Annotated in this window: 20 protein-coding genes; 13 read left to right on the forward strand and 7 right to left on the reverse strand. The window is 71.0% G+C overall.

From position 1 onward, the window contains the following. Nucleotides 1-26: 26 nt before the first annotated feature. From ABZS58_RS12180 to ABZS58_RS12190, 3 genes are all read right to left on the reverse strand, one after another. On the reverse strand, nt 27-1,472 hold the full coding sequence (locus ABZS58_RS12180; protein ID WP_354780462.1) for an MATE family efflux transporter: 1,446 nt from the start codon (nt 1,470-1,472) through the stop codon (nt 27-29). A 120-nt stretch (nt 1,473-1,592) separates the two neighbouring features. After that, complete coding sequence (locus ABZS58_RS12185; RefSeq protein WP_354780464.1) at nt 1,593-2,033, reverse strand: MarR family transcriptional regulator; 441 nt, start codon at nt 2,031-2,033, stop codon at nt 1,593-1,595. 88 nt (nt 2,034-2,121) lie between these two features. Continuing rightward, nucleotides 2,122-5,253: a carbohydrate-binding protein gene (locus ABZS58_RS12190; protein WP_354780466.1), complete on the reverse strand. Its 3,132-nt coding sequence runs from the start codon at nt 5,251-5,253 to the stop codon at nt 2,122-2,124. A 265-nt stretch (nt 5,254-5,518) separates the two neighbouring features. Between ABZS58_RS12190 and ABZS58_RS12195 the strand changes: the two genes are divergently transcribed. Continuing rightward, a complete protein-coding gene (locus ABZS58_RS12195; protein ID WP_354780468.1) occupies nt 5,519-7,132 on the forward strand; it encodes a methyl-accepting chemotaxis protein in 1,614 nt (537 codons plus the stop codon). Between the two features lie 96 nt (nt 7,133-7,228). Here the strand turns inward: ABZS58_RS12195 and ABZS58_RS12200 are convergent, their stop codons facing one another. Both ABZS58_RS12200 and ABZS58_RS12205 read right to left on the reverse strand, forming a co-directional pair. Beyond that, entirely contained in the window at nt 7,229-7,711 is a 483-nt protein-coding gene (locus ABZS58_RS12200) for an SRPBCC family protein (protein WP_354780470.1), read from the reverse strand. Further along, nucleotides 7,708-8,031, reverse strand: coding sequence for a metalloregulator ArsR/SmtB family transcription factor (locus ABZS58_RS12205; RefSeq protein WP_354780472.1), 324 nt, complete (start codon nt 8,029-8,031; stop codon nt 7,708-7,710). Before ABZS58_RS12205 ends, ABZS58_RS12200 begins: the two co-directional genes overlap by 4 nt. 47 nt (nt 8,032-8,078) lie before the next feature. Here ABZS58_RS12205 and ABZS58_RS12210 point away from each other — a divergent pair, with 47 nt between their 5' ends. After that, nucleotides 8,079-8,267, forward strand: a complete 189-nt coding sequence (locus tag ABZS58_RS12210; protein WP_354780474.1) for a hypothetical protein — start codon at nt 8,079-8,081, stop codon at nt 8,265-8,267. Between the two features lie 330 nt (nt 8,268-8,597). Then, a complete protein-coding gene (locus tag ABZS58_RS12215) occupies nt 8,598-9,155 on the forward strand; it encodes a GNAT family protein (protein WP_354780476.1) in 558 nt (185 codons plus the stop codon). Here ABZS58_RS12215 and ABZS58_RS12220 read toward each other — a convergent pair. After that, nucleotides 9,152-9,781: a response regulator transcription factor gene (locus tag ABZS58_RS12220; RefSeq protein ID WP_354780478.1), complete on the reverse strand. Its 630-nt coding sequence runs from the start codon at nt 9,779-9,781 to the stop codon at nt 9,152-9,154. The genes ABZS58_RS12215 and ABZS58_RS12220 overlap by 4 nt on opposite strands. Then, nucleotides 9,778-10,899, reverse strand: coding sequence for a histidine kinase (locus ABZS58_RS12225; RefSeq protein WP_354780480.1), 1,122 nt, complete (start codon nt 10,897-10,899; stop codon nt 9,778-9,780). The genes ABZS58_RS12220 and ABZS58_RS12225 overlap by 4 nt, the downstream gene beginning before the upstream one ends. Nucleotides 10,900-11,010: 111 nt before the next feature. Between ABZS58_RS12225 and ABZS58_RS12230 the strand changes: the two genes are divergently transcribed. From ABZS58_RS12230 to ABZS58_RS12275, 10 genes are all read left to right on the forward strand, one after another. Next, complete coding sequence (locus ABZS58_RS12230; protein WP_354780482.1) at nt 11,011-11,559, forward strand: hypothetical protein; 549 nt, start codon at nt 11,011-11,013, stop codon at nt 11,557-11,559. Between the two features lie 9 nt (nt 11,560-11,568). Next, nucleotides 11,569-12,330: a DeoR/GlpR family DNA-binding transcription regulator gene (locus tag ABZS58_RS12235; protein ID WP_354780484.1), complete on the forward strand. Its 762-nt coding sequence runs from the start codon at nt 11,569-11,571 to the stop codon at nt 12,328-12,330. Then, nucleotides 12,327-13,280 carry a 1-phosphofructokinase gene (pfkB, locus tag ABZS58_RS12240; RefSeq protein ID WP_354780486.1) on the forward strand — a complete coding sequence of 318 codons (954 nt, stop codon included), beginning with the start codon at nt 12,327-12,329 and terminating at the stop codon, nt 13,278-13,280. Before ABZS58_RS12235 ends, pfkB begins: the two co-directional genes overlap by 4 nt. An 11-nt stretch (nt 13,281-13,291) precedes the next feature. Beyond that, a complete protein-coding gene (locus tag ABZS58_RS12245; protein WP_354780488.1) occupies nt 13,292-14,437 on the forward strand; it encodes a PTS mannitol transporter subunit IICB in 1,146 nt (381 codons plus the stop codon). 5 nt (nt 14,438-14,442) lie between these two features. Next, on the forward strand, nt 14,443-14,751 hold the full coding sequence (locus ABZS58_RS12250) for a PTS lactose transporter subunit IIB (protein ID WP_354780490.1): 309 nt from the start codon (nt 14,443-14,445) through the stop codon (nt 14,749-14,751). After that, nucleotides 14,744-15,178, forward strand: coding sequence for a PTS sugar transporter subunit IIA (locus ABZS58_RS12255; protein WP_354780492.1), 435 nt, complete (start codon nt 14,744-14,746; stop codon nt 15,176-15,178). Before ABZS58_RS12250 ends, ABZS58_RS12255 begins: the two co-directional genes overlap by 8 nt. After that, nucleotides 15,175-16,215, forward strand: a complete 1,041-nt coding sequence (locus ABZS58_RS12260; protein ID WP_354780493.1) for a zinc-dependent dehydrogenase — start codon at nt 15,175-15,177, stop codon at nt 16,213-16,215. The genes ABZS58_RS12255 and ABZS58_RS12260 overlap by 4 nt, the downstream gene beginning before the upstream one ends. A gap of 10 nt (nt 16,216-16,225) precedes the next feature. After that, nucleotides 16,226-16,501 carry an HPr family phosphocarrier protein gene (locus ABZS58_RS12265; protein WP_354780495.1) on the forward strand — a complete coding sequence of 92 codons (276 nt, stop codon included), beginning with the start codon at nt 16,226-16,228 and terminating at the stop codon, nt 16,499-16,501. Further along, the gene (gene ptsP / locus ABZS58_RS12270) at nt 16,494-18,125 is read left to right on the forward strand and encodes a phosphoenolpyruvate--protein phosphotransferase (RefSeq protein ID WP_354780497.1); all 1,632 of its coding nucleotides are present in this window, start codon (nt 16,494-16,496) and stop codon (nt 18,123-18,125) included. Before ABZS58_RS12265 ends, ptsP begins: the two co-directional genes overlap by 8 nt. A 135-nt stretch (nt 18,126-18,260) precedes the next feature. Then, nucleotides 18,261-18,407 carry a hypothetical protein gene (locus ABZS58_RS12275; RefSeq protein WP_354780499.1) on the forward strand — a complete coding sequence of 49 codons (147 nt, stop codon included), beginning with the start codon at nt 18,261-18,263 and terminating at the stop codon, nt 18,405-18,407. The last annotated feature ends 7 nt before the right edge of the window (nt 18,408-18,414 follow it).

An 18,414-nucleotide genomic window follows, 5' to 3' on the forward strand; every position in this document is an offset into this window, starting at 1 on the left:
CACCGTCAGCCGGGCGGGACGGGCGATCAGGCGTCGGCCTGTTCGAGGGCTTCCTCGGCGCGCTGCGGGCTGCCGAGCGCGAGGCCGCGGTCGATCGCGCGGCGGGAGGCGAGCCACATCACCACGCCGGTGACGAGGACCAGCGTCTCGGTGACAGTGAGGGCCCAGATGATGCCGGGCAGGCCGAGCCACAGGTTGCCGAGCAGGACGATCGGGATGAACAGGACGCCCTGGGTCACGGACATCACCGTTGCGGCCAGGGCGCGGCCCGTGGCCTGGAAGAGGGAGGTGATGAGGCCGGTGAAGCCGTTCGCGACCATCGCCACCAGCTGGGCGGTGAGGATGGTGACGCCGGTGGCGAGGACCGAGTGGTCCGCGACGAACGCGGTGAAGACCTGCTCGCGGAAGGCGAGGACGAGCACCGAGAAGGTCAGGGCGATGCCGCCCACCGCGACGGCCGAGCCGCGCAGCGCCGCCGTGAGGCGGGCCCTGTCGCCCTTGCCGTAGGAGTACGCCAGCAGCGGCAGGACGCCGAAGGTCACGCCCATCACGAGGAACTCCGGGATCTGGGCGATGCGGACCGCGACGCCCATCGCGGCGAGGGGGCCGTCACCGTACGCGGCGGCGAGGTTGTTGAGCACCAGGGAGGTGACGATGAGGAAGGCGGACTGCAGGAGCGTACCGATGCCGACGCCGAGCACCGGGGACAGCACGGTGCGGGAGAGCGTGAACCAGCGCGGTGCGACGCTCATGTACTGGCTGTTGCGGGCCAGCCACACGCCGAAGTAGCCGGCGACGCCGAGATTGGCGAGGCCCATGCCCAGCGCGGCGCCGGCGACGCCCCAGTGCAGGACGAGGATGAACAGCGCGTCGAACACGAGGTTGGCGATCGTCGACGCGATGAGCCCGATCATCACCTGCCGTGCGGCGCCTTCGGCACGGACGAGCTGCTCGAGGCAGACGGCCGCGGCCAGGACCGGCACGAAGGCGAGCATGACGCCGACGAAGGCCCGGGTCGCGGGCACGGCGGAGGTTTCGGCGCCGAGCAGGCCGACGAGCGGGTGCAGCAGGAGCAGCCCGAGCCCGCCGACCACGGCGCCGGCGATGACCGAGCCCCAGACGGCGAACGACGCGACGTGCTTGATCTCGCCGGCCTGCGCGGGGTCGTGCTCGGCCGCGCCGAGCAGCCGGGAGACCAGGGCGCCGCCGCCGACGCCGAAGACGTTGCCGATGGCCATGACGAGGCCGAGGATCGGCGCGCCGAACGTGACCGCGGCGAGCAGCGCGGTGTCGTGCAACGAGCCGATGAATCCGGCGTTGACGAGGTTGTAGACGGCGCCGACGATCATCGCCGCCGCCATCGGTACGCACAGATGCACGAGCGCACGCACGATCGGCGCCGACGAGAGGTACCAGCGGTTGGTGCCGACGGCGTCGGCCGCCACCGGCGATTCGAGGGTCGGGTTGCTCATGACCGCTCCTTTCCGGGCAGGCTTGAGCGCACGCCGACGAACCGCCGGCGCGGCGAGGGGTTCTTGGGCACGCCGACGGACCGCCGGCGCGGCGAAGGTGGGGCGGTTCGGGCGGAGCGGTTACGACCGCGTCGGTTGCGGCAGCTCCGCGGTGATCTTCGAGAGCAGCCCGTGCAGCGCGGCCCGCTCGTCCTCGCTCAGCGGCGCGAGGATCGTCGCCTCGGCGGCCGCCATCGCGACGTCGAACCCGGCGATCAGCTCGGCCCCGGCCAGCGTCGCGTAGACGCGCTTGCTGCGCTCGCTGGCCGGGTCGGTCCGCCGCTCGACCAGGTCGCGACGCTCGAGGCCCTGCAGGAGGCTCGAGACGCTCGCCGCGCTGGTCCGGGTGATCTCGGCGATGTCGCGCTGGATGGCACCGGGATTCTGCACCAGGTATCCGAGCACGAAGCCCTGCTCATGGCTGAGCTCACGGGCCCGGATCCAGTCCTCGCCCGCCTTGCGCTGCGCCCATCCGATCCAGCGCAGCAGGTCGAGCGTCGTGGTGAGCCTGGGTGCGTCCATAGTGAGAACTCTAAGAGTTAGAGCTCTAACAGTCAACCCTCAAACTGAAAGCGGGGCGGGCCGGCCGGCCCGCCCCGCTGCGAAGACGTCAGGAGAGGTTGAACTTCTCCCACGGACCGATCGAGTCGCGGTTGGCGATGAGCGCGGCGGCACCGGCGCTCTCCGCGACGACGTACTTGTTGTTGACGGTCGCCTGCAGGCTGACGGACCCGTCGGAGTTGCGGATCAGCTTGAACGTCTCCCACGCGCCGGCGGACGGGCGGTTCGCCACGAGCGGGTTGGCGCCCGCGTTCTCCGCGCAGACGAACTGACCGTTGGCCTTGGCCTTCAGAGCGACGTTGCCGTTGCCGAGGTCGACGATCTCGAACAGCTCGGCCGTGTCGACCGTCGTCTTGTTCGCGATCAGCGGCCCGGACCCGGCGGTGACGTAGCGGCTGTTGACCTGCGCCATCAGCGACTGCCCCGCGACCGGCGGGGTGCCGCCGGTGATGATCCGCAGCGCGTCGACCATGCCGACCGAAGTCGTCTTGTTGACGATCCGGATGGTGTGGGTGCCGTTGGCCAGACCCGTCTTGCTGTACACCACCTGCTGCACCTGGCGGGCGCCGGACGCGTTCAGGTTGACGTTGGCCTGCAGGGCGCCGTCGATGTAGACGTCGACGTTGCCCATGTCGCTGAAGCGCTCCGACAGCACCTCGACGCCGGTGCCGGTGAAGGTGTAGCTGGCGGCGGCGTTGACGGTGTTCGAGTGGTGCGTGTCGTCGTTGTAGTCGCCGTAGCCGCGGGCGGTCGTGAGGTGCCAGTTCGCGTCGTACGTCAGCGCCGTGTTGTTCACCAGGCCCGGGGTGCCGCCGCCGCCGGTGCCGAGCGTGGACGCGGTGCCCGACAGGGACTTGACGCCGTTGTTGGCGGTGCCGGACAGCGACGTCGAGGTGTACGACGTCAACGGCTTCGCGGTCCGCTCGACGATGTACACCGTGTCGGCGGCGGTGGCGAACGTGACCTCACCGGCCGTCGACGTGGTCAGCGTGACGTTGTCCGACGCGCGGCGGACCCGGATCTCCGCGGTGCCCCACGGGTTCACCACCCGTGCCTGCTTGCCGTAGAGGCTCCTGATCCCCACGTACTTCGTCTCGTTGCCCTCACGCTCCGAGCTGACCTGGAAGCCGTCCTTCGCCAGCAGCGTGAACTTCCCGACGAAGTTCGCGTCGTTCGGCGCCGCCGGGAACACCCGGATCTTGTCGTTGTACGACTGCAGCAGCGTCTCGTTCATCGCCGCGAGGTGCACGCCGAGGTACTCGAACACGCCGTTGGTGTTGTTGGTCATGCCGTTGGGGTAGTTCTGGTACCGCTGCAGCATCAGTTTCATGCCCGACAGCGCCTGGTCGCCGAGGCCGAGCCGGGCCGCCTGGACCGCGTCGTTCGCCCACACGTTGCTGTAGGGGTTCGGCCGCGTGTTCCAGCTGTTGAGCGCGGTCTGGTAGTCCGGCGCGCCGATGCCCGTCAGGTCGTACGGCCAGATCAGCTCCGACGTGACGTTCTCACCGTTGCGCTGCTGCGCCGGCGCGGGCGGGTCGTGCGGCAGCCACGCACCGTTGCTGGTCTTGTACGGCTCGATCCGATCGAGAACGTTCTGCCATCCGGCGCGCAGCCCCGCGTCCAGGCCGAGCTGGGTGCTGACCTGAATCGTGAGCGGGAACAGCAGCCGCACCGCGGCGAGGTCCGTGATCGCGTTCTTCACGTCCCAGTACGTCTCGTGGGCGTTCGACGTCGCCATGTAGTAGCGGCCGGTGCCGGAGTCGTAGCTGAGCTTCGACTGGTAGAACTTCACCGCTTCCTTCATGTACGGATACGCCGTGCTCTGCAGATATCCGGTGTCGTTGGTGTACCGGTACTGCAGGTACATGTTGTAGGCGGCCTCGGTGCCGGTGGAGTAGATGTCGTTGACGTAGTCACTGCCGACGGTGCCGCGCGCGTTGCCGTCCCAGCCCATCGTCTCCGGCACCCACAACCCGTCGATGGCATATCTGGTCTGGGTGTAGGCCTTCAACGCGTTGAGATTGCGGCTGTACAGCTTGTTCTCGGTCGCGAACAGATCGACGTGGTTCGAGGCGAGGAACGAGTTGTAGACGTCCCGCTGGTTCCAGAACCAGTAGCCGTTGCTCCACTTCGTGCGGTCCTCGGTCGCCCGGAACACGCCGTTGATGAAGTGCATCGGGTAGTTGCCGTAGCCACCCGCGGCGATCATGTACGTCGACAGGTAGTACACGTTCTCCAGGTAGTCGCCCGTACCGGCGGCGCCGGAGTACTGCACGAACGACTTCGCCCAGAACGCGTGCCACCAGTTGCGGTAGTTGTTCAGGTTGGTCAGGTAGCCGGTGCTCTTCGCCGCCGCGAGCTGGTTACGGGCCTGCGTGACGGAGTTCGCGCCGGGGGAGTTGACCCGGCTCGCCGCCGTGAACCAGATCGTGTAGCTGGCGGTCGGCGTGATGCTCAGCCGCACCCGCGTGCCGTTGACGACCTGCGTCGTGTACGCGGCACCCTCCACCGTCGCTGCCAGGGTGTAGCCGAAGTTGTTCGGGTCGTTCTGCCCGCGGCTGAACCCGGCGGCCGTCGCGTCGGCGAACGTGCTCACCTGCTTCCACGTGTCGAGGTTCGGCACGTCGGCGCTGTTGGTCACCGACGCCGGATCCCACATGCTCAGGTCCAGCGTCGTGGTGCCCAGCCCGGTCCGGCTGTCATCGACGTGCACACCCATGACCTCGGTCCCGGGCACACCCATGATCGTGACCGTGCGGTTGCTGTCGTACTTGGTGGTCAACGTCCCGTCGTACAACGACAACCGCTGCTGATACGAGCTCGAACCGGCATCGAGCGCGGGACTGGTGTTGAGGTTCACCGTGCCCGCCGCGAACGCCGACTGCGGCGACAGGTCCACACCCGACGCCTGCATCGTGAGCCCGTTGGCGTTCCACACCATCGCGCCGGTCTTGCCGTTGCCGACGGTCAGCCCGTGCAGCGGGTTCGTCTGCGGGCTGTTGTAGACGATGTCGTGCTTGCTCATGTACGAGCCGTAGTTGACGTCGAGAGCGCCGGTGCCGGGGTTGAACACCTCATCGGTCGTCGACGCGGTCGCGTTCTGGCCATGGATCAGGGTGACGAACGTGCCCATCAGGACGGTGGCGGCCGCCAGGAGGGCGAGTCGGCGGGGCTTGCCCACAAAACTCTCCTTCGCATTTGGGAGCAGGGTGCCTCGCGCCGTCGAGTCCCTCTCATGTGACAAGCAGTTAACATTGGACGTCTGCTGCCGTCAATGCCTGTGCAGCCCCTACTTCGTCCAGAGTATCCGCGATCATGCCGCCGCCGCCGGCAGATACATGGGATGTCTCACGGGTGAACGGTCACATGCTCAGGTCGGCGCCCGCCACGCCGATCAGAAGAGCTGAGCCCTGCCAGGCAGCACAGAATTGAAGGTGACGGCCGCGATGCGACGTTGGCGGATCACGACCCGCATCCTCCTGCTCGCCGCGGTCGGCACCCTGGTCTCCGGCGTGCTCCTCGCCACCGCGGTCGCCGGCTTCGGCGCCCAGCGCACCGCCGGCGAGCAGACCACCCAGGCGATGCGGCTGTCCACGGTCGTGCTCGAGGCCAAATTCCGCGTCGCGGACGTCTCCGGCTGGCAGACCGGCTACGCGTTCGACCACGACCGCGGCATACCCGGCGCCCTCGACGACACCGTCGGCCAGCGCAAGGAGTTCCTCATCGCCGCCGACGCGCTGCGCGCGGCGTTCGCCACCGCCTCCGACGCCGCCCTCACCGCCGACGAACGGGCCCTGCTACGACAGGCCGTCGCCGCGTTCGACCGGTTCATGACCATCGACGACACGATGATCGCCGCCTACCGGACCGGAACCCCCGAGGCGAAGACCACCGCCGACGACCTCGCCTCCGGCGACTCGATCACCGCGTTCAGCGACGCCGTCACCGCGACCGACGACCTCGCCGCCCACGTCACCACCCGGGGCCTCGCCGTCGCCGCCGACGCCGACGCCGCCGCCACCGCCGACCACAGCCGCCAGGTCATGTGGCTCACCGGCCTCACCGGCCTGATCCTCGCCGTGGCCAGCGCGCTCGTCGTGATCCGCGGCATCGCCCGGCCACTACGCGCGCTCGACGCCCGGCTCACCGACATCGCCGACGGCGACGGCGACCTCACCGCCCGCCTCGACGAGAGCGGCCGCGACGAACTCGCCACGATCGCCGCCGCCTTCAACCGCTTCGCCGCCGGCCTCGCCGACGCGATGCGCTCCGTCGACGACCGCGCCCACATCGTCGCCGCGTCCTCAGGACAACTGACCGAGGTGTCGGCGGCGCTGCAGGTGTCGGCCGCCGACTCCGCGACCCGCGCCGCCGCCGTCACGACCGCCACCGGCGAGATCTCCCGCAGCGTGCAGACCATCGCCGTCGGCACCGAACGGATGGGCGCCTCCATCTCCGAGATCTCCGCCAGCGCCCACGAGGCCGCCAGGGTCGCGGCCGCCGCCGGCGCCCTCGCCACCGCCGTCACCGCCACCGTCGACAAACTCGACGGCTCCAGCCGGCAGATCGGCGACATGGCCGAGATCATCAGCGGCATCGCCCGCCAGACCAACCTCCTGGCGCTCAACGCGAGCATCGAAGCGGCCCGCGCCGGCCGGCAGGGCCTCGGCTTCGCCGTGGTCGCCGGCGAGGTGAAGGACCTCGCCGGCGAGACCGCCCGTGCCACCGAGGACATCGCCGCCCGCATCACCGCGATCCAGACCGACACCACCGGCGCGGTCGCCGCGATCACCGAGATCGCCGACGTCATCACCCGGATCTGCGAACTGCAGACGACCATCGCATCCGCCATCGAACAGCAGACCGCCACCACCGCACAGATGAGCCGCACCATCACCGGCGTCGCGGCCAGCAGCGACGACGCGTCCCGGGAGGTCGCCGCCGTCGCCACCGCCGCCCGCACCACCACCGACGGCGTCACCGGCATCGGCACCGCCGCCGGCGACCTGTCCCGCGTCTCCGCCGACCTGCAGGCCCTCGTCCGCCGGTTCCGCTACTGACAGTCCACCAGCAACGGCAACAGGCTCCGACGGCCGCCAGGAACGCTTCATGCCGCACCCGTAGGACGGGAAGGCCGGCGCCCCGGTCGGCGCCGGTCAGCCCGTCATCGCGGTGCCGGTCTCCACCAGCGTCTTGAGGTCACTGAGGATCCACGGCCAGCCGCCACCGGCGCCCATGTCCTCCAGGTCACCCGCGAGCATCTCGGCGAGACCGGCCTCGTCGCCGATCTCATGCGTCACGGTGAGCGAGGTGACGCCGTCCTTGCCCTCTTTCAGCTCGTACGTCAGGCGCGTGAACCCCTCGGGCACGTTGTTCGGGTCCATCAGCATCCGCCACGTCTGCACGAGCCGGAACGGCGCGTCGACCTCGACGATCTCGCCGTCGACGCCGACCTCGGGCGCGCCCGCGGCGATCATGCCCTCGTTCGACATCCCGCGGAACTCGCCGCCGGGGCGCAACTCCATGTGGTTGGCGCCGCGGTACCCGTACCGCGATGTCCACTCCGGGGTGGTGATCGCGTCCCAGATCTTCTGCGGGGTCGCCTTGATGTGAATCTTGTAAACCTGCGTGCTGCTCACGGGTTGTCCCCTTCGAGGTCGGCCTTCAGTTCCAGCAGTGCGGTCACGTGGTGCTCGGTGTACTTGTCGATCCACCGGTCGTGCACCTGGCGGATCGGGATCGGGTTGAGGAAGTGCAACTTCTCCCGCCCCATCCGGCGGGTCACGACCAGCCCTGCCTCTTCGAGCACCTTCAGGTGCTTCATGACTCCGAAGCGCGACATCTCCAGCTCCGACTCCAGCTCCGTGAGCGTGCGGCCGTCACGCGCGAAGAGCAGGTCAAGCAGGAAACGCCGACTCGCATCGGCAAGAGCCTTGAAGACGCGGTCGTCGTCATCCACCACCCAAAGTTATGTGACCAAAAGGTCACATGTCAAGCACTGCGCCCGTGCAGGTGCGTGCGGTCCGTGGCACCGTCTGGCTGACGCGGCGAGAACTGGCCGATCTGTACGGAACCTCGAAGCAGAACATCCAGCAGGTCATCGCGCGTGTGCTGACCGATGGCGAGGTGACCGAGGCAACAGTCAATTTGGAGTTGACAATTCGAACAGGGCGGCGCTACCCAGAGACCAAATAGCTTCGGCCTCCTCGTCCTCATCGGACGAGGGCGCGGCCACGGCGGCGCCCAGGAGGTGCAGGTCCGCCGGTAGTCGCACGCCGGACTGCCGTTCCGCCGCGAGCAGCGACGCCTCGATGACGCCGTCCGGGAGCCGGGCACGCGGGTGCTGTGCGGCGGGTTCGGCGACGAGGGACCGCAGCTCGGCGAGCACCGCGGGATCGGTCGGCCGGTCGGAGCGGCGGCGCCGTGCAGGCGTTCGACGGGCTTGTCCGTCAGTGATGCTGTTGTCCGCCTCCATGACAGCCTGGCGGTCGTGTGGTGATGGTCGGCGAAACGGGGAGGTCTGCGATGCCGATGATTCGGGTGATGCCGCCGCTGCTGGCGGGGGACGTGGTGCGGTTGCGGCAGTGGGGTGAGGGCGACGTCGCGGGGCTGGTGGCGGCGTTCGGCGATCCGGTGATGCGGCGCTACTCGTGGCGGGACGAGCCGATGACGGAGGTGGACGCGCGGGAGCACCTCGCCGGGATGGAAGCGGCGCTGCTGCAGGGCGAGGCGTTCCACATGGCGGTGGTCGAGGCGGGCAGGCCGGCCCCGCTGCTCGGTGGGGTTTCGGTGCACGAGATCCGGCTGGACCGGGGCACGGCGGCGGTCGGCTACTGGCTCGGGCCGCAGGGGCGGGGGCGGGGTGCCGCGACGCAGGCGGTGCGGTTGATGGCCGGGTGGGCGTTCGACGAGCTGGGGCTTGCCAGGCTGGAGTTGACGTGCGGGCCGGACAACACGGCGTCGCAGCGGGTCGCGGAGCGGTGCGGGTTCGTCCGGGAAGGGCTTCTGCGCTCCCACATGCCGTTCCGGGGTTCGCGCCGGGACAGCCTGATCTACGGCCTGCTCCGAGGCGAGTTGCATTAGGAGCCGGGGAGGCCCTGGGCGGCGATGGCGGCCTGGACGCGGCTGCGGAGGCCGAGTTTGGCCAGGACGCGGCTGACGTGGGTCTTGGTGGTGGCTTCGGCGATGCCGAGGCGGGTGGCGATCTCGGCGTTGGAGAGGCCGTCGCCGAGGCAGCGCAGGACGTCGCGTTCGCGGTCGGTGAGGTCGGTGAGGTCGACCGGGGGAGCGGGCGGGCCGGCGAAGGTGGCGATGACTCGGCGGGTGACCGCGGGGGCCATGACGCCGTCGCCGCGGGCGACCGCGCGGACCGCCGCGAGGAGGTCGGCGGCTGAGGCGTCCTTGAGCAGGAAGCCGGCGGCGCCGGCGCGTAGGGCGCCGAAAACGTACTCGTCGAGGTCGAACGTGGTCAGGATCAGCACGCCGGGGATGCCGAGGGCGACGATGGAGCGGGTGGCGGCGATGCCGTCGAGGCGGGGCATGCGCACGTCGAGGACGACGACGTCGGGGCGCAGCGAGGCGGCGAGGTCGACCGCCTGCTGGCCGTCGGAGGCCTCGCCGACCACCTCCAGGTCGGATGCGGAGCCGAGGATGAGGACGAGGCCCGCGCGGACCGCCGGCTGGTCGTCGGCGACGAGGACCCGGATCACGCGGTCACCTGGCGGGGCAGGCTGGCCGAGACCAGCCAGCGGTCGTCGCAGGGGCCGGCGGACAGGGACCCGCCGAGGAGCTCGGCCCGCTCCCGCATGCCGATGACGCCCGCGCCGGCACCGTCCGACGCTGCGGCGGCACCGAGGGAAGACGCCACCGCGATGTCCACAGTGGATGGAGCATACGACACCGAGACGGTGACCGGGCCGCCGGAGCCGTGTTTCAGGGCATTGGTGAGCGACTCCTGCACGATTCGGTAGGCGGCCAGGTCCACTGAGGTCGGGAGGTCGGCCGGCTCACCTCGCACCGACACCGCGACCGGCAGACCGGAGCGCCGGGCCCTGCCCGCGAGGTCCTCGAGGTCGGCCAGGCCCGCGGTGACGTCCTCGGCGGCGGACCCGCCGGCGGGGTCGCGCAGGAATCCGACCAGCTGGCGCATCTCGGCCAGGCCACGGACGCTGTTCTCGCGGATGACCTGCAGCGCGTCGCGGGTCCTGGCCGGCCCGAGGTCGGCGCTGAGCGCGGCGGTCGCGTGGATGGCGACGGCGCTGAGGTGGTTGGCGATGACGTCGTGCAGCTCGCGGGCCATGCGGGCGCGCTCGCCGGCGACCGCGTTGGCCCGGTCGAGTTCGGTGAGCCGCACCAGCTGCCGCGCGATGGAGGCCTGCTCCCGGTGGTGCCGCACGTGTGTGCCGGTGAGCACCGGCACGACGGTGACCAGGGCGAGCAGGATCGCCAGGCCGAGTGCCCGCACATCGCGGAACACGACCAGCGCCACCACGGCGGTGATGACCGAGCCGGCGACGGAGCAGGCGAGCAGCGCGCGGGCGAGGGACTGCCGGCCGTGCACGCACGCGTCGTAGAGGACCTGCGTGTAGACGAGCGGGGTGGCCAGGGACGGCCCGACGACGACGTCGGCGGTGATGGCGGCGGTGCCGATGAGCACCGAGGCCAGGGGAGCGGTGCGCCGCAGCAGCAGTGCCGCGCAGCAGACCACGAGGGGCGGCACCAGCCAGCCGGCGCCCCACTGCTGCTGGTACTGCCCGGTGACGAGCATCAGCAGCCCGATGCTCAGCCCGGCACCGGCCAGCGCCAGGTCGACGATCCTGCCTCTCATGCTCACGATTCCACCACCGACCGGGCAGCGCCGGTATGCGACGAAGGATGTACGCGCGAGCCGTCGTCACGGCCGACGCGATCCTCGGACCGGCACGGAACGCTCAAAGGCATGGTCATCGGATTCATCATCGGTTGTGAGATCGCGTTCTGGGTCGTGCTCGGTCTGGGGCTGCTGCTGCGGTACCCGCTGCGCCGCCCGCTGGCCGGTGCGGTGGTCCTGACGGCCGTGCCGCTGGTCGACCTCGCGCTGCTGATCGCGTGTGCCGTCGACCTTCGCAATGGTGCCACCGCTGGTCAGCGGCACGCCCTCGCCGCGCTGTATCTCGGCTTCTCCCTCGCGTTCGGGCACTCCATGGTCCGGTGGGCGGATGCGCGGTTCGCGTACCGGTTCGCCGGTGGCCCGAAACCACAGAAACCCACTGACAAGCGGGCACACGAGTGGCGGCTCTTCGGCCTGGCTGCCATCGCGTGGGCGCTGACCTGCGCGTTCCTCGGCGCCGGGATCCTGTGGATCGGCGACCCGGCGCGTACGGCCGGGCTCAAGGCGGGTGTCGGGCAGGTATCGGTCGTGCTCGCCATCTGGTTCGTCACCGGGCCACTCTTGACTTCCAACAAAAGCGGGCGTAAACAAAGCACAAGCAAAACGAAACGGCGGTGAAACAACACGATGTACGCCGAAGAGCGGCAGCAGGAGATCCTCCGGATCGCCCGCGCGCAGGGCCGGGTCGAGGTCGCGGGCCTGGCCGACGAGCTCAACGTCACGACGGAGACCATCCGCCGGGACCTCACCATGCTGGAGCGGGCCGGAGTCCTGCGCCGGGTGCACGGCGGAGCGATCCCGGTCGAGCGGATCGGCTTCGAGCCGGCGCTCGCGACCCGCGACGCGGTCCTCATCGAGGAGAAGGAGCGCATCGCCAAGGTCGCGCTCGCCGAGGTGCCCGAGGAGGGCGCCATCATCCTCGACGCGGGCACCACCACCGCCCGCCTGGCCTCGCTGCTGCCCGCCGACCGGGAGCTGACCGTCGTGGTCAACTCCCCGGTCATCGCCACGACGCTCGGGGTCCGGTCCAACCTCAACGTGCTGCTGCTCGGCGGGCGGGTCCGCGGCAAGACCCTCGCCACCGTCGACGACTGGTCGCTGCGGCCCCTGGCCGACCTGTACGTCGACGTGGCGTTCCTCGGCACCAACGGCATCTCCGTCGAGCGCGGCCTCACCACCCCGGACCCGGCCGAGGCCGCCGTGAAGCGGGCGATGATCCGCGCCGCCCGCCGCACGGTCCTGCTCGCCGACCACACCAAACTCGGCAACGACTACCTGGCCCGCTTCGGCGAGCTCGCCGACCTGGACCTGCTCATCACCGACACGGTCGCCGACAACGACCTCGTCGGTGACCTGGAGGCCGCCGGCGTGAGAGTGACCCGGGCATGATCGTCACCGTCACGCTGAACCCGAGCCTCGACCGGGCCGTGGAGGTCGAGGCGCTCACCCGCGGCGAGGTCATCCGGGCCACCGCCGCGCACCTCGACCCCGGCGGCAAGGGCGTCAACGTGTCCCGCGCCCTGCTCGCCAATGGTGTGCCGTCCGTCGCGGTCCTGCCGTGCGGCGGCGACGAGGGCAGCCAGCTCATCCGGCTGCTCAAGGCCGAGGGCGTCGAGGTCCTCGCCGTCCCGATCACCGGACGGACCCGCTCCAACATCACGCTCGCCGAGCCCGACGGCACCGTGACCAAGGTCAACGAGCCCGGGCCGGCGATGTTCCGCGCCGAGTTCGACGAGATCACCGACCGTGTGCTGACCCGCGCCGGCAGCGCCGACTGGGTCGTGCTCTGCGGCAGCGTCCCCCCGGGACTGCCGGCCGACGCGTACGCACAACTCTGCCGGCGGCTGCGCGCCGCGGGCATCCGGGTCGCCGTCGACACCAGCGGCCCCGCGCTGCGCGAGGCCGCCACGGCCGGGGCCACCCTGCTCAAACCCAACCGCGACGAGCTCGCCGAGGTCGTCGGCAAGCCACTCGCGGCCCTCGGCGACGTTGTCGAGGCCTGCCAGCAGCTGCGGTCGTGGGGCGCCGGCACGGTCGTCGCCAGCCTCGGCGCCGACGGTGCCGTCCTCGTCGACGCCGACGGGGTCGTCACCGGCACCTGCCCGGTCACCCGCCCCCGCAGCACCGTCGGCGCCGGTGACGCCCTCCTCGCCGGGTTCCTCGCCGCCGGCGCGCACGGCGCGGCCGCCCTCGCCGAAGGACTCGCGTGGGGCGCCGCCGCGGTCAGCCTCCCCGGCAGCCGGATGCCCGGCCCCGCCGACCTGATCCGCCACAACGTCACCATCCACCCCCAGCCGGACCAGCTCCGCCCCCTGCTGCGCTCCGGCCCGCCCTCCTGAAGGAGAACCCCGTGTCGACCTACACCCCGCAGGTCCAAGGCGGTGGCTTCAAGGCCTCCGTGCAACGCGTGGGCGGCTACCTGGCCGCCATGGTCATGCCCAACATCGGCGCCTTCATCGCGTGGGGGCTGATCACGGCCCTGTTCATCCCGACCGGCTGGCTGCCCAACGAGAAGCTCGCCGGCCTCGTCGGCCCGATGATCACCGTCCTGCTGCCCGTCCTGATCGGCTACACCGGCGGCCGGCTCGTCCACGGCCAGCGCGGCGCGGTCGTCGGCGCGATCGCCACCATGGGCCTCGTCATCGGCGCCGACGTGCCGATGTTCCTCGGCGCGATGATCATCGGCCCGCTGACGGCGTACCTCCTGAAGCTCTTCGACGGCCTGGTCGAGAACCGGATCCGGCCCGGATTCGAGATGCTCGTCGACAACTTCAGCGCCGGCATCATCGGCGGCGCGATGGCCATCGGCGGCGTGTACGGCATCGGCCCTGTCGTCGAGTGGCTCACCAAGCGCGCCGGCTCCGGCGTCGACTGGCTCGTCGACAAGGACCTGCTGCCGCTCACCTCGGTGCTGGTCGAGCCGGCCAAGGTGCTGTTCCTCAACAACGCCATCAACCACGGCGTGCTCGGCCCGCTCGGTGTCGCCGAGGCGGCCGACAAGGGCAAGTCGATCCTGTTCATGATCGAGTCGAACCCCGGCCCGGGCCTCGGCCTGCTGCTCGCCTTCATGCTCTTCGGCCCCCGCGCGCTGCGTCCCAGCGTCCCGGCCGCGATCATCGTGCAGTTCCTCGGCGGCATCCACGAGATCTACTTCCCGTACGTGCTGATGAAGCCGAAGCTGATCCTCGCCATGATCGCCGGCGGCGCCGCCGGTGTCGGCACCTTCATGGTCACCGGCGCGGGCCTCGTCGCGACCCCGGCGCCCGGCAGCATCTTCGCCTACATGGCGGTCACCCCGAAGGGCGGCTACTTCGTCGTCCTGCTCGGCATCGCGATCTCCGCCGCGGTCACCTTCGCCGTCGCGTCGCTCCTGCTCGGCTTCGGCCGCGGCGAACCGCCGGCCGACGCCGATGACGACTCCGGAGCGGCGGCCGACGCATCGATCGTCGAAGAGGGCCCCGCACACACCCCGGCCCAGACCCGCCAGGAGGTATAGCGAACATGCCCACCATCAACGGCACCGAGATCAAGAAGGTCGTCGTCGCGTGCGACGCCGGCATGGGCAGCAGCGTCATGCTCGCCAGCACCCTGCGCCGGCAGCTGTCGAAGAACGCCGTCACCGTCGAGCACACCCCGGTCAACCAGATCCCCGCCGACGCGGACGTGGTCATCTGCCACCAGGGCCTCGCCGCCCGGGCCCGGGTCAGCGCCCCCGACAAGGTGATCGTGCCCTTCATGGTGTTCATCGGCGACCCAGCGGTGACGAAGGTGGTCAACGCCGTCCAGCGTGGCGGTGAGCTCAGTGGCTGACCTGCTCACCGAGGACGCGATCCGGCTCCAGGAGCGGGCCGGATCGCGGGACGAGGCGATCCGCCGCTGCGGCGAGGTCCTCGTCGAGGTCGGTGCCGTCAGCCAGGACTACGTGGACGCCATGCTCGCCCGCGAGCAGAGCATCTCCACGTACATCGGGGAGGGCGTCGCCATCCCGCACGGCACGCTGAACAGCAAGGAGTCGGTGCGCCGCGACGCCCTCGCGGTGCTGCGCTTCCCCGACGGCGTCGACTGGGACGGCAACGACGTCCGCGTCTGCGTCGCCATCGCCGCCGCCGGGGACGGCCACGTCGACATCCTCGCCTCCCTGGCCGAGGTGCTGATGGACCCCGCGGCTGCCGAAAGCCTGCGCAACGCGACGGATGCCGGCTTCGTCATCCGCCTTCTGGCAAAGGAAGAACTGTGAAGGTACTGACGTTCCACGCTCCCGGCGACGTCCGCATCGAGGACGCCCCGGAGCCGACCCCGGGCCCCGCCGACGTGAAGATCCGCGTCCGGGCCTGCTCCACCTGCGGCACCGACGTGAAGATCTACAACCACGGTCACCACCACATCGTGCCGCCGCGCGTCATGGGCCACGAGATCGCCGGCGAGGTCGTCGAGGTCGGCGCCGACGTGACCGGCTGGGCCCCGGGCGACCGCGTCCAGGTCATCGCGGCGATCCCGTGCGGTCGCTGCGGCGAGTGCGCCCGCGGGCACATGACCGTCTGCTCGAACCAGGTGTCGATGGGATACCACTTCGACGGCGGCTTCGCCGAGTACATGCTCGTGCCGCACAATGTCCTGGACGTCGACGGCCTCAACCGCATCCCCGACGGCGTCAGCTACGCCGAGGCGTCCGTCGCCGAACCCCTCGCCTGCGTCCTCAACGGCCAGAACCTCGCCCGCGTCGGCGAAGGCGACGACGTGGTCGTCGTCGGCTCCGGCCCGATCGGCTGCCTGCACGTCCGCCTCGCCCGCGCCCGCGGCGCCAACCGGGTCTTCCTCGTCGACCTCAACCGGGAACGCCTCGACCTCGCCGCCGGCATGGTCCGCCCCGACGCCGCGATCTGCGGCGCAGACACCGACGTCGTCGACGCCGTCATGAAACTCACCGAGGGCCGCGGCGCCGACGTCGTCATCACCGCCGCCGCGTCCGGCGCCGCCCAGGAGCAGGCCCTGCAGATGACCGCCCGGCAGGGCCGGATCAGCTTCTTCGGCGGCCTGCCCAAGGACAAGCCCGTCGTCGCCGTCGACTCCAACGTCGTGCACTACCGCGAGCTCACCATCGTCGGCGCCAACGGCTCCAGCCCCGCCCACAACAAGGAAGCGCTGCGGCTCATCGCGTCCGGTGCCGTCCCTGTCGCCGACCTCATCACCCACCGCCTGCCCCTCGCGGACGCCCTCGACGCCTTCGGGATCGTCGCCCGCGGCGAGGCCATCAAGGTCACCATCGAACCGTAGGAGGTCGTCGATGCCCACCAGGACCGTCCTCGTCGGCTCCGCCAGCGGCCTGCACGCGCGCCCCGCCGCGCTGTTCGTCGCCGCCGCCGCGAAACAGCCGGTGCCGGTCACCATCCGCACCGGTGAGAAGAAGCCAGTCCCGGCCCGTAGCATGCTGTCCGTGTTGTCCCTCGGCGCGAAGAAGGGCACAGCGGTGACCCTGGAAGCGGACGGCGACGGGGCGCAGGCCGCCGTCGATGCCCTGGCGGACCTGCTGGAGCGGGACCTGGACGCCGCAGATGGGTGAGCTGCACGGCATCGGCGTCAGCCCCGGACGCGCCGCGGGGCCGGTCCACCGGCTGGCCCCGCCGCCCCCGCTGCCGCCCGCACCGCCGGTCATCGACATCGCCGTGGAGCGAGCCCGCGCCCGGACCGCGGTCGCGGCCGTCGTCGCCGACCTGACCCGCCGGGCCGACACCGCCGCGGACGCCACCGCCGCCGAGGTGCTGCGCGCGCAGGTCCTGATGGCCGACGACGAGATGCTGCTCGAGGCGGTGGACGCGGCGATCGACGGAGGGGCCGCGGCACCGCACGCGTTCGCGGCCGCGCTCGCCGAGCACCGGGCCGCGTTCGAGGCGGCCGGGGGATACCTCGCCGAGCGGGTCAGCGACCTCGACGACCTCCGCGACCGGCTGGTCGCCTCCTGCCAGGGCCTGCCGATGCCGGGGGTGCCGTCGCCCGGCCACCCGTTCATCCTGGTGGCCCGCGACCTCGCACCGGCGGACACGGCCGGCCTCGACCCCGCCGTCGTCCTGGGCCTGATCACCGCCGAGGGCGGGCCGACCAGCCACACCGCCATCCTGGCCCGCACCCTCGGCATCCCCGCCGTGGTGCGCTGCGCTCCCGTTCTGGACATTCCGGATGGTGTACAGGTCAGCCTCGACGGCTCCACCGGGGCCGTCGCGGTGGGCCTGTCGGACCTTTCCGTCAGATCGGTCAACGAGGCGCAGCGGGCGCTGCTGGAGCGCCGCTCCACCTCGACCGGGCCGGGTGCGACCTCCGACGGCCGCCCCGTGGCCCTGCTGGCCAACATCGGCTCCGCCCGCGACCTGGCCCCCGGTGTCGAGGGCGTCGGGCTGTTCCGCACCGAGCTGCTGTACCTCGACCGCACCGAACCACCCTCGTTCGACGAGCAGGTCGCCGCATACCAGGAGGTGTTCGCCGCCCTGCCCGGGTGCAAGGTCGTCGTGCGGACCCTCGACGCCGGCGCCGACAAGCCCCTGCCGTTCCTGCGCCTCACCGACGAACCCAACCCGGCGCTCGGCATCCGGGGGCTGCGCGTCGCCCGGACCATGCCATCGGTCCTGGACACGCAACTGTCCGCGATCGCCGCGGCCGCCGCCGCCACCTCCGCCGACGTGTGGGTCATGGCCCCGATGGTCGCCACCGCAGCCGAAGCCTCCTCCTTCGCCGCCGCCTGCCGTGCCGCCGGCCTGCGCACCACCGGTGTCATGATCGAGGTCCCGGCCGCCGCCCTGCGCGCCGGCACCGTCCTGCGCGACGTCGACTTCCTCAGCATCGGCACCAACGACCTCAGCCAGTACACCTTCGCCGCCGACCGCATGTGCGGCGACCTGGCCGAACTGCTCGACCCCTGGCAGCCGGCCCTCATCTCGCTCATCGCGGCCTGCGCCACCGCCGGCCGCGAAGCCGGCAAACCCGTCGGCGTCTGCGGCGAATCGGCCGCCGACCCGGACTTCGCCCTCGTCCTCGTCGGCCTCGGCATCACCAGCCTGTCGATGGCGGCCCGCAGCATCCCCGCGGTCCGCGAAGCCCTCGCCGCCCACACCTACGACGAATGCGTCCAGTTCGCCAAGGCCGCCCTCGCCGCCGACACCCCCGCCGCGGCCCGGTCCGCCGTCCGCCCCTGAATCCGCACATTTGTCCGTACCGTGGCCGCTGGAATCAGGCGTTCAGTCGACACCGCGTTACCCAGCGGCCATGAGATCGTTGCCAACGTGTTATCCGAACGCGTTGCCGAGCCCGACGCTCTGTCCGATCACGGCATGCTCAGGACGTTCCTGGCCCCATGCCTGCTCGTCGCAGCAGCGGTGATGTCCCTCGCGGGCATCGGCGTCGCCGCCACCAACCGCCTGTCCGCACCCCCGTCCTGCACCCGCACGACCCCGCCGGCCGGCCCCGGCTGCCCGTAGCCGCCGG

The sequence above is a fragment of the Dactylosporangium sp. NPDC005555 genome, from assembly GCF_040605635.1.
Classification (GTDB): domain Bacteria; phylum Actinomycetota; class Actinomycetes; order Mycobacteriales; family Micromonosporaceae; genus Dactylosporangium.

Excerpts from the sequence above, each read along its gene's own strand:
- ABZS58_RS12180 (WP_354780462.1), bottom strand. The coding sequence starts at position 1,472 with ATGAGCAACCCGACCCTCGAATCGCCGGTGGCGGCCGACGCCGTCGGC.
- ABZS58_RS12185 (WP_354780464.1), bottom strand. The coding sequence starts at position 2,033 with ATGGACGCACCCAGGCTCACCACGACGCTCGACCTGCTGCGCTGGATC.
- ABZS58_RS12195 (WP_354780468.1), top strand. The coding sequence starts at position 5,519 with ATGCGACGTTGGCGGATCACGACCCGCATCCTCCTGCTCGCCGCGGTC.
- ABZS58_RS12215 (WP_354780476.1), top strand. The coding sequence starts at position 8,598 with ATGCCGATGATTCGGGTGATGCCGCCGCTGCTGGCGGGGGACGTGGTG.
- ABZS58_RS12225 (WP_354780480.1), bottom strand. The coding sequence starts at position 10,899 with ATGAGAGGCAGGATCGTCGACCTGGCGCTGGCCGGTGCCGGGCTGAGC.
- ABZS58_RS12230 (WP_354780482.1), top strand. The coding sequence starts at position 11,011 with ATGGTCATCGGATTCATCATCGGTTGTGAGATCGCGTTCTGGGTCGTG.
- ABZS58_RS12235 (WP_354780484.1), top strand. The coding sequence starts at position 11,569 with ATGTACGCCGAAGAGCGGCAGCAGGAGATCCTCCGGATCGCCCGCGCG.
- pfkB (WP_354780486.1), top strand. The coding sequence starts at position 12,327 with ATGATCGTCACCGTCACGCTGAACCCGAGCCTCGACCGGGCCGTGGAG.
- ABZS58_RS12250 (WP_354780490.1), top strand. The coding sequence starts at position 14,443 with ATGCCCACCATCAACGGCACCGAGATCAAGAAGGTCGTCGTCGCGTGC.
- ABZS58_RS12265 (WP_354780495.1), top strand. The coding sequence starts at position 16,226 with ATGCCCACCAGGACCGTCCTCGTCGGCTCCGCCAGCGGCCTGCACGCG.
- ptsP (WP_354780497.1), top strand. The coding sequence starts at position 16,494 with ATGGGTGAGCTGCACGGCATCGGCGTCAGCCCCGGACGCGCCGCGGGG.
- ABZS58_RS12275 (WP_354780499.1), top strand. The coding sequence starts at position 18,261 with ATGCTCAGGACGTTCCTGGCCCCATGCCTGCTCGTCGCAGCAGCGGTG.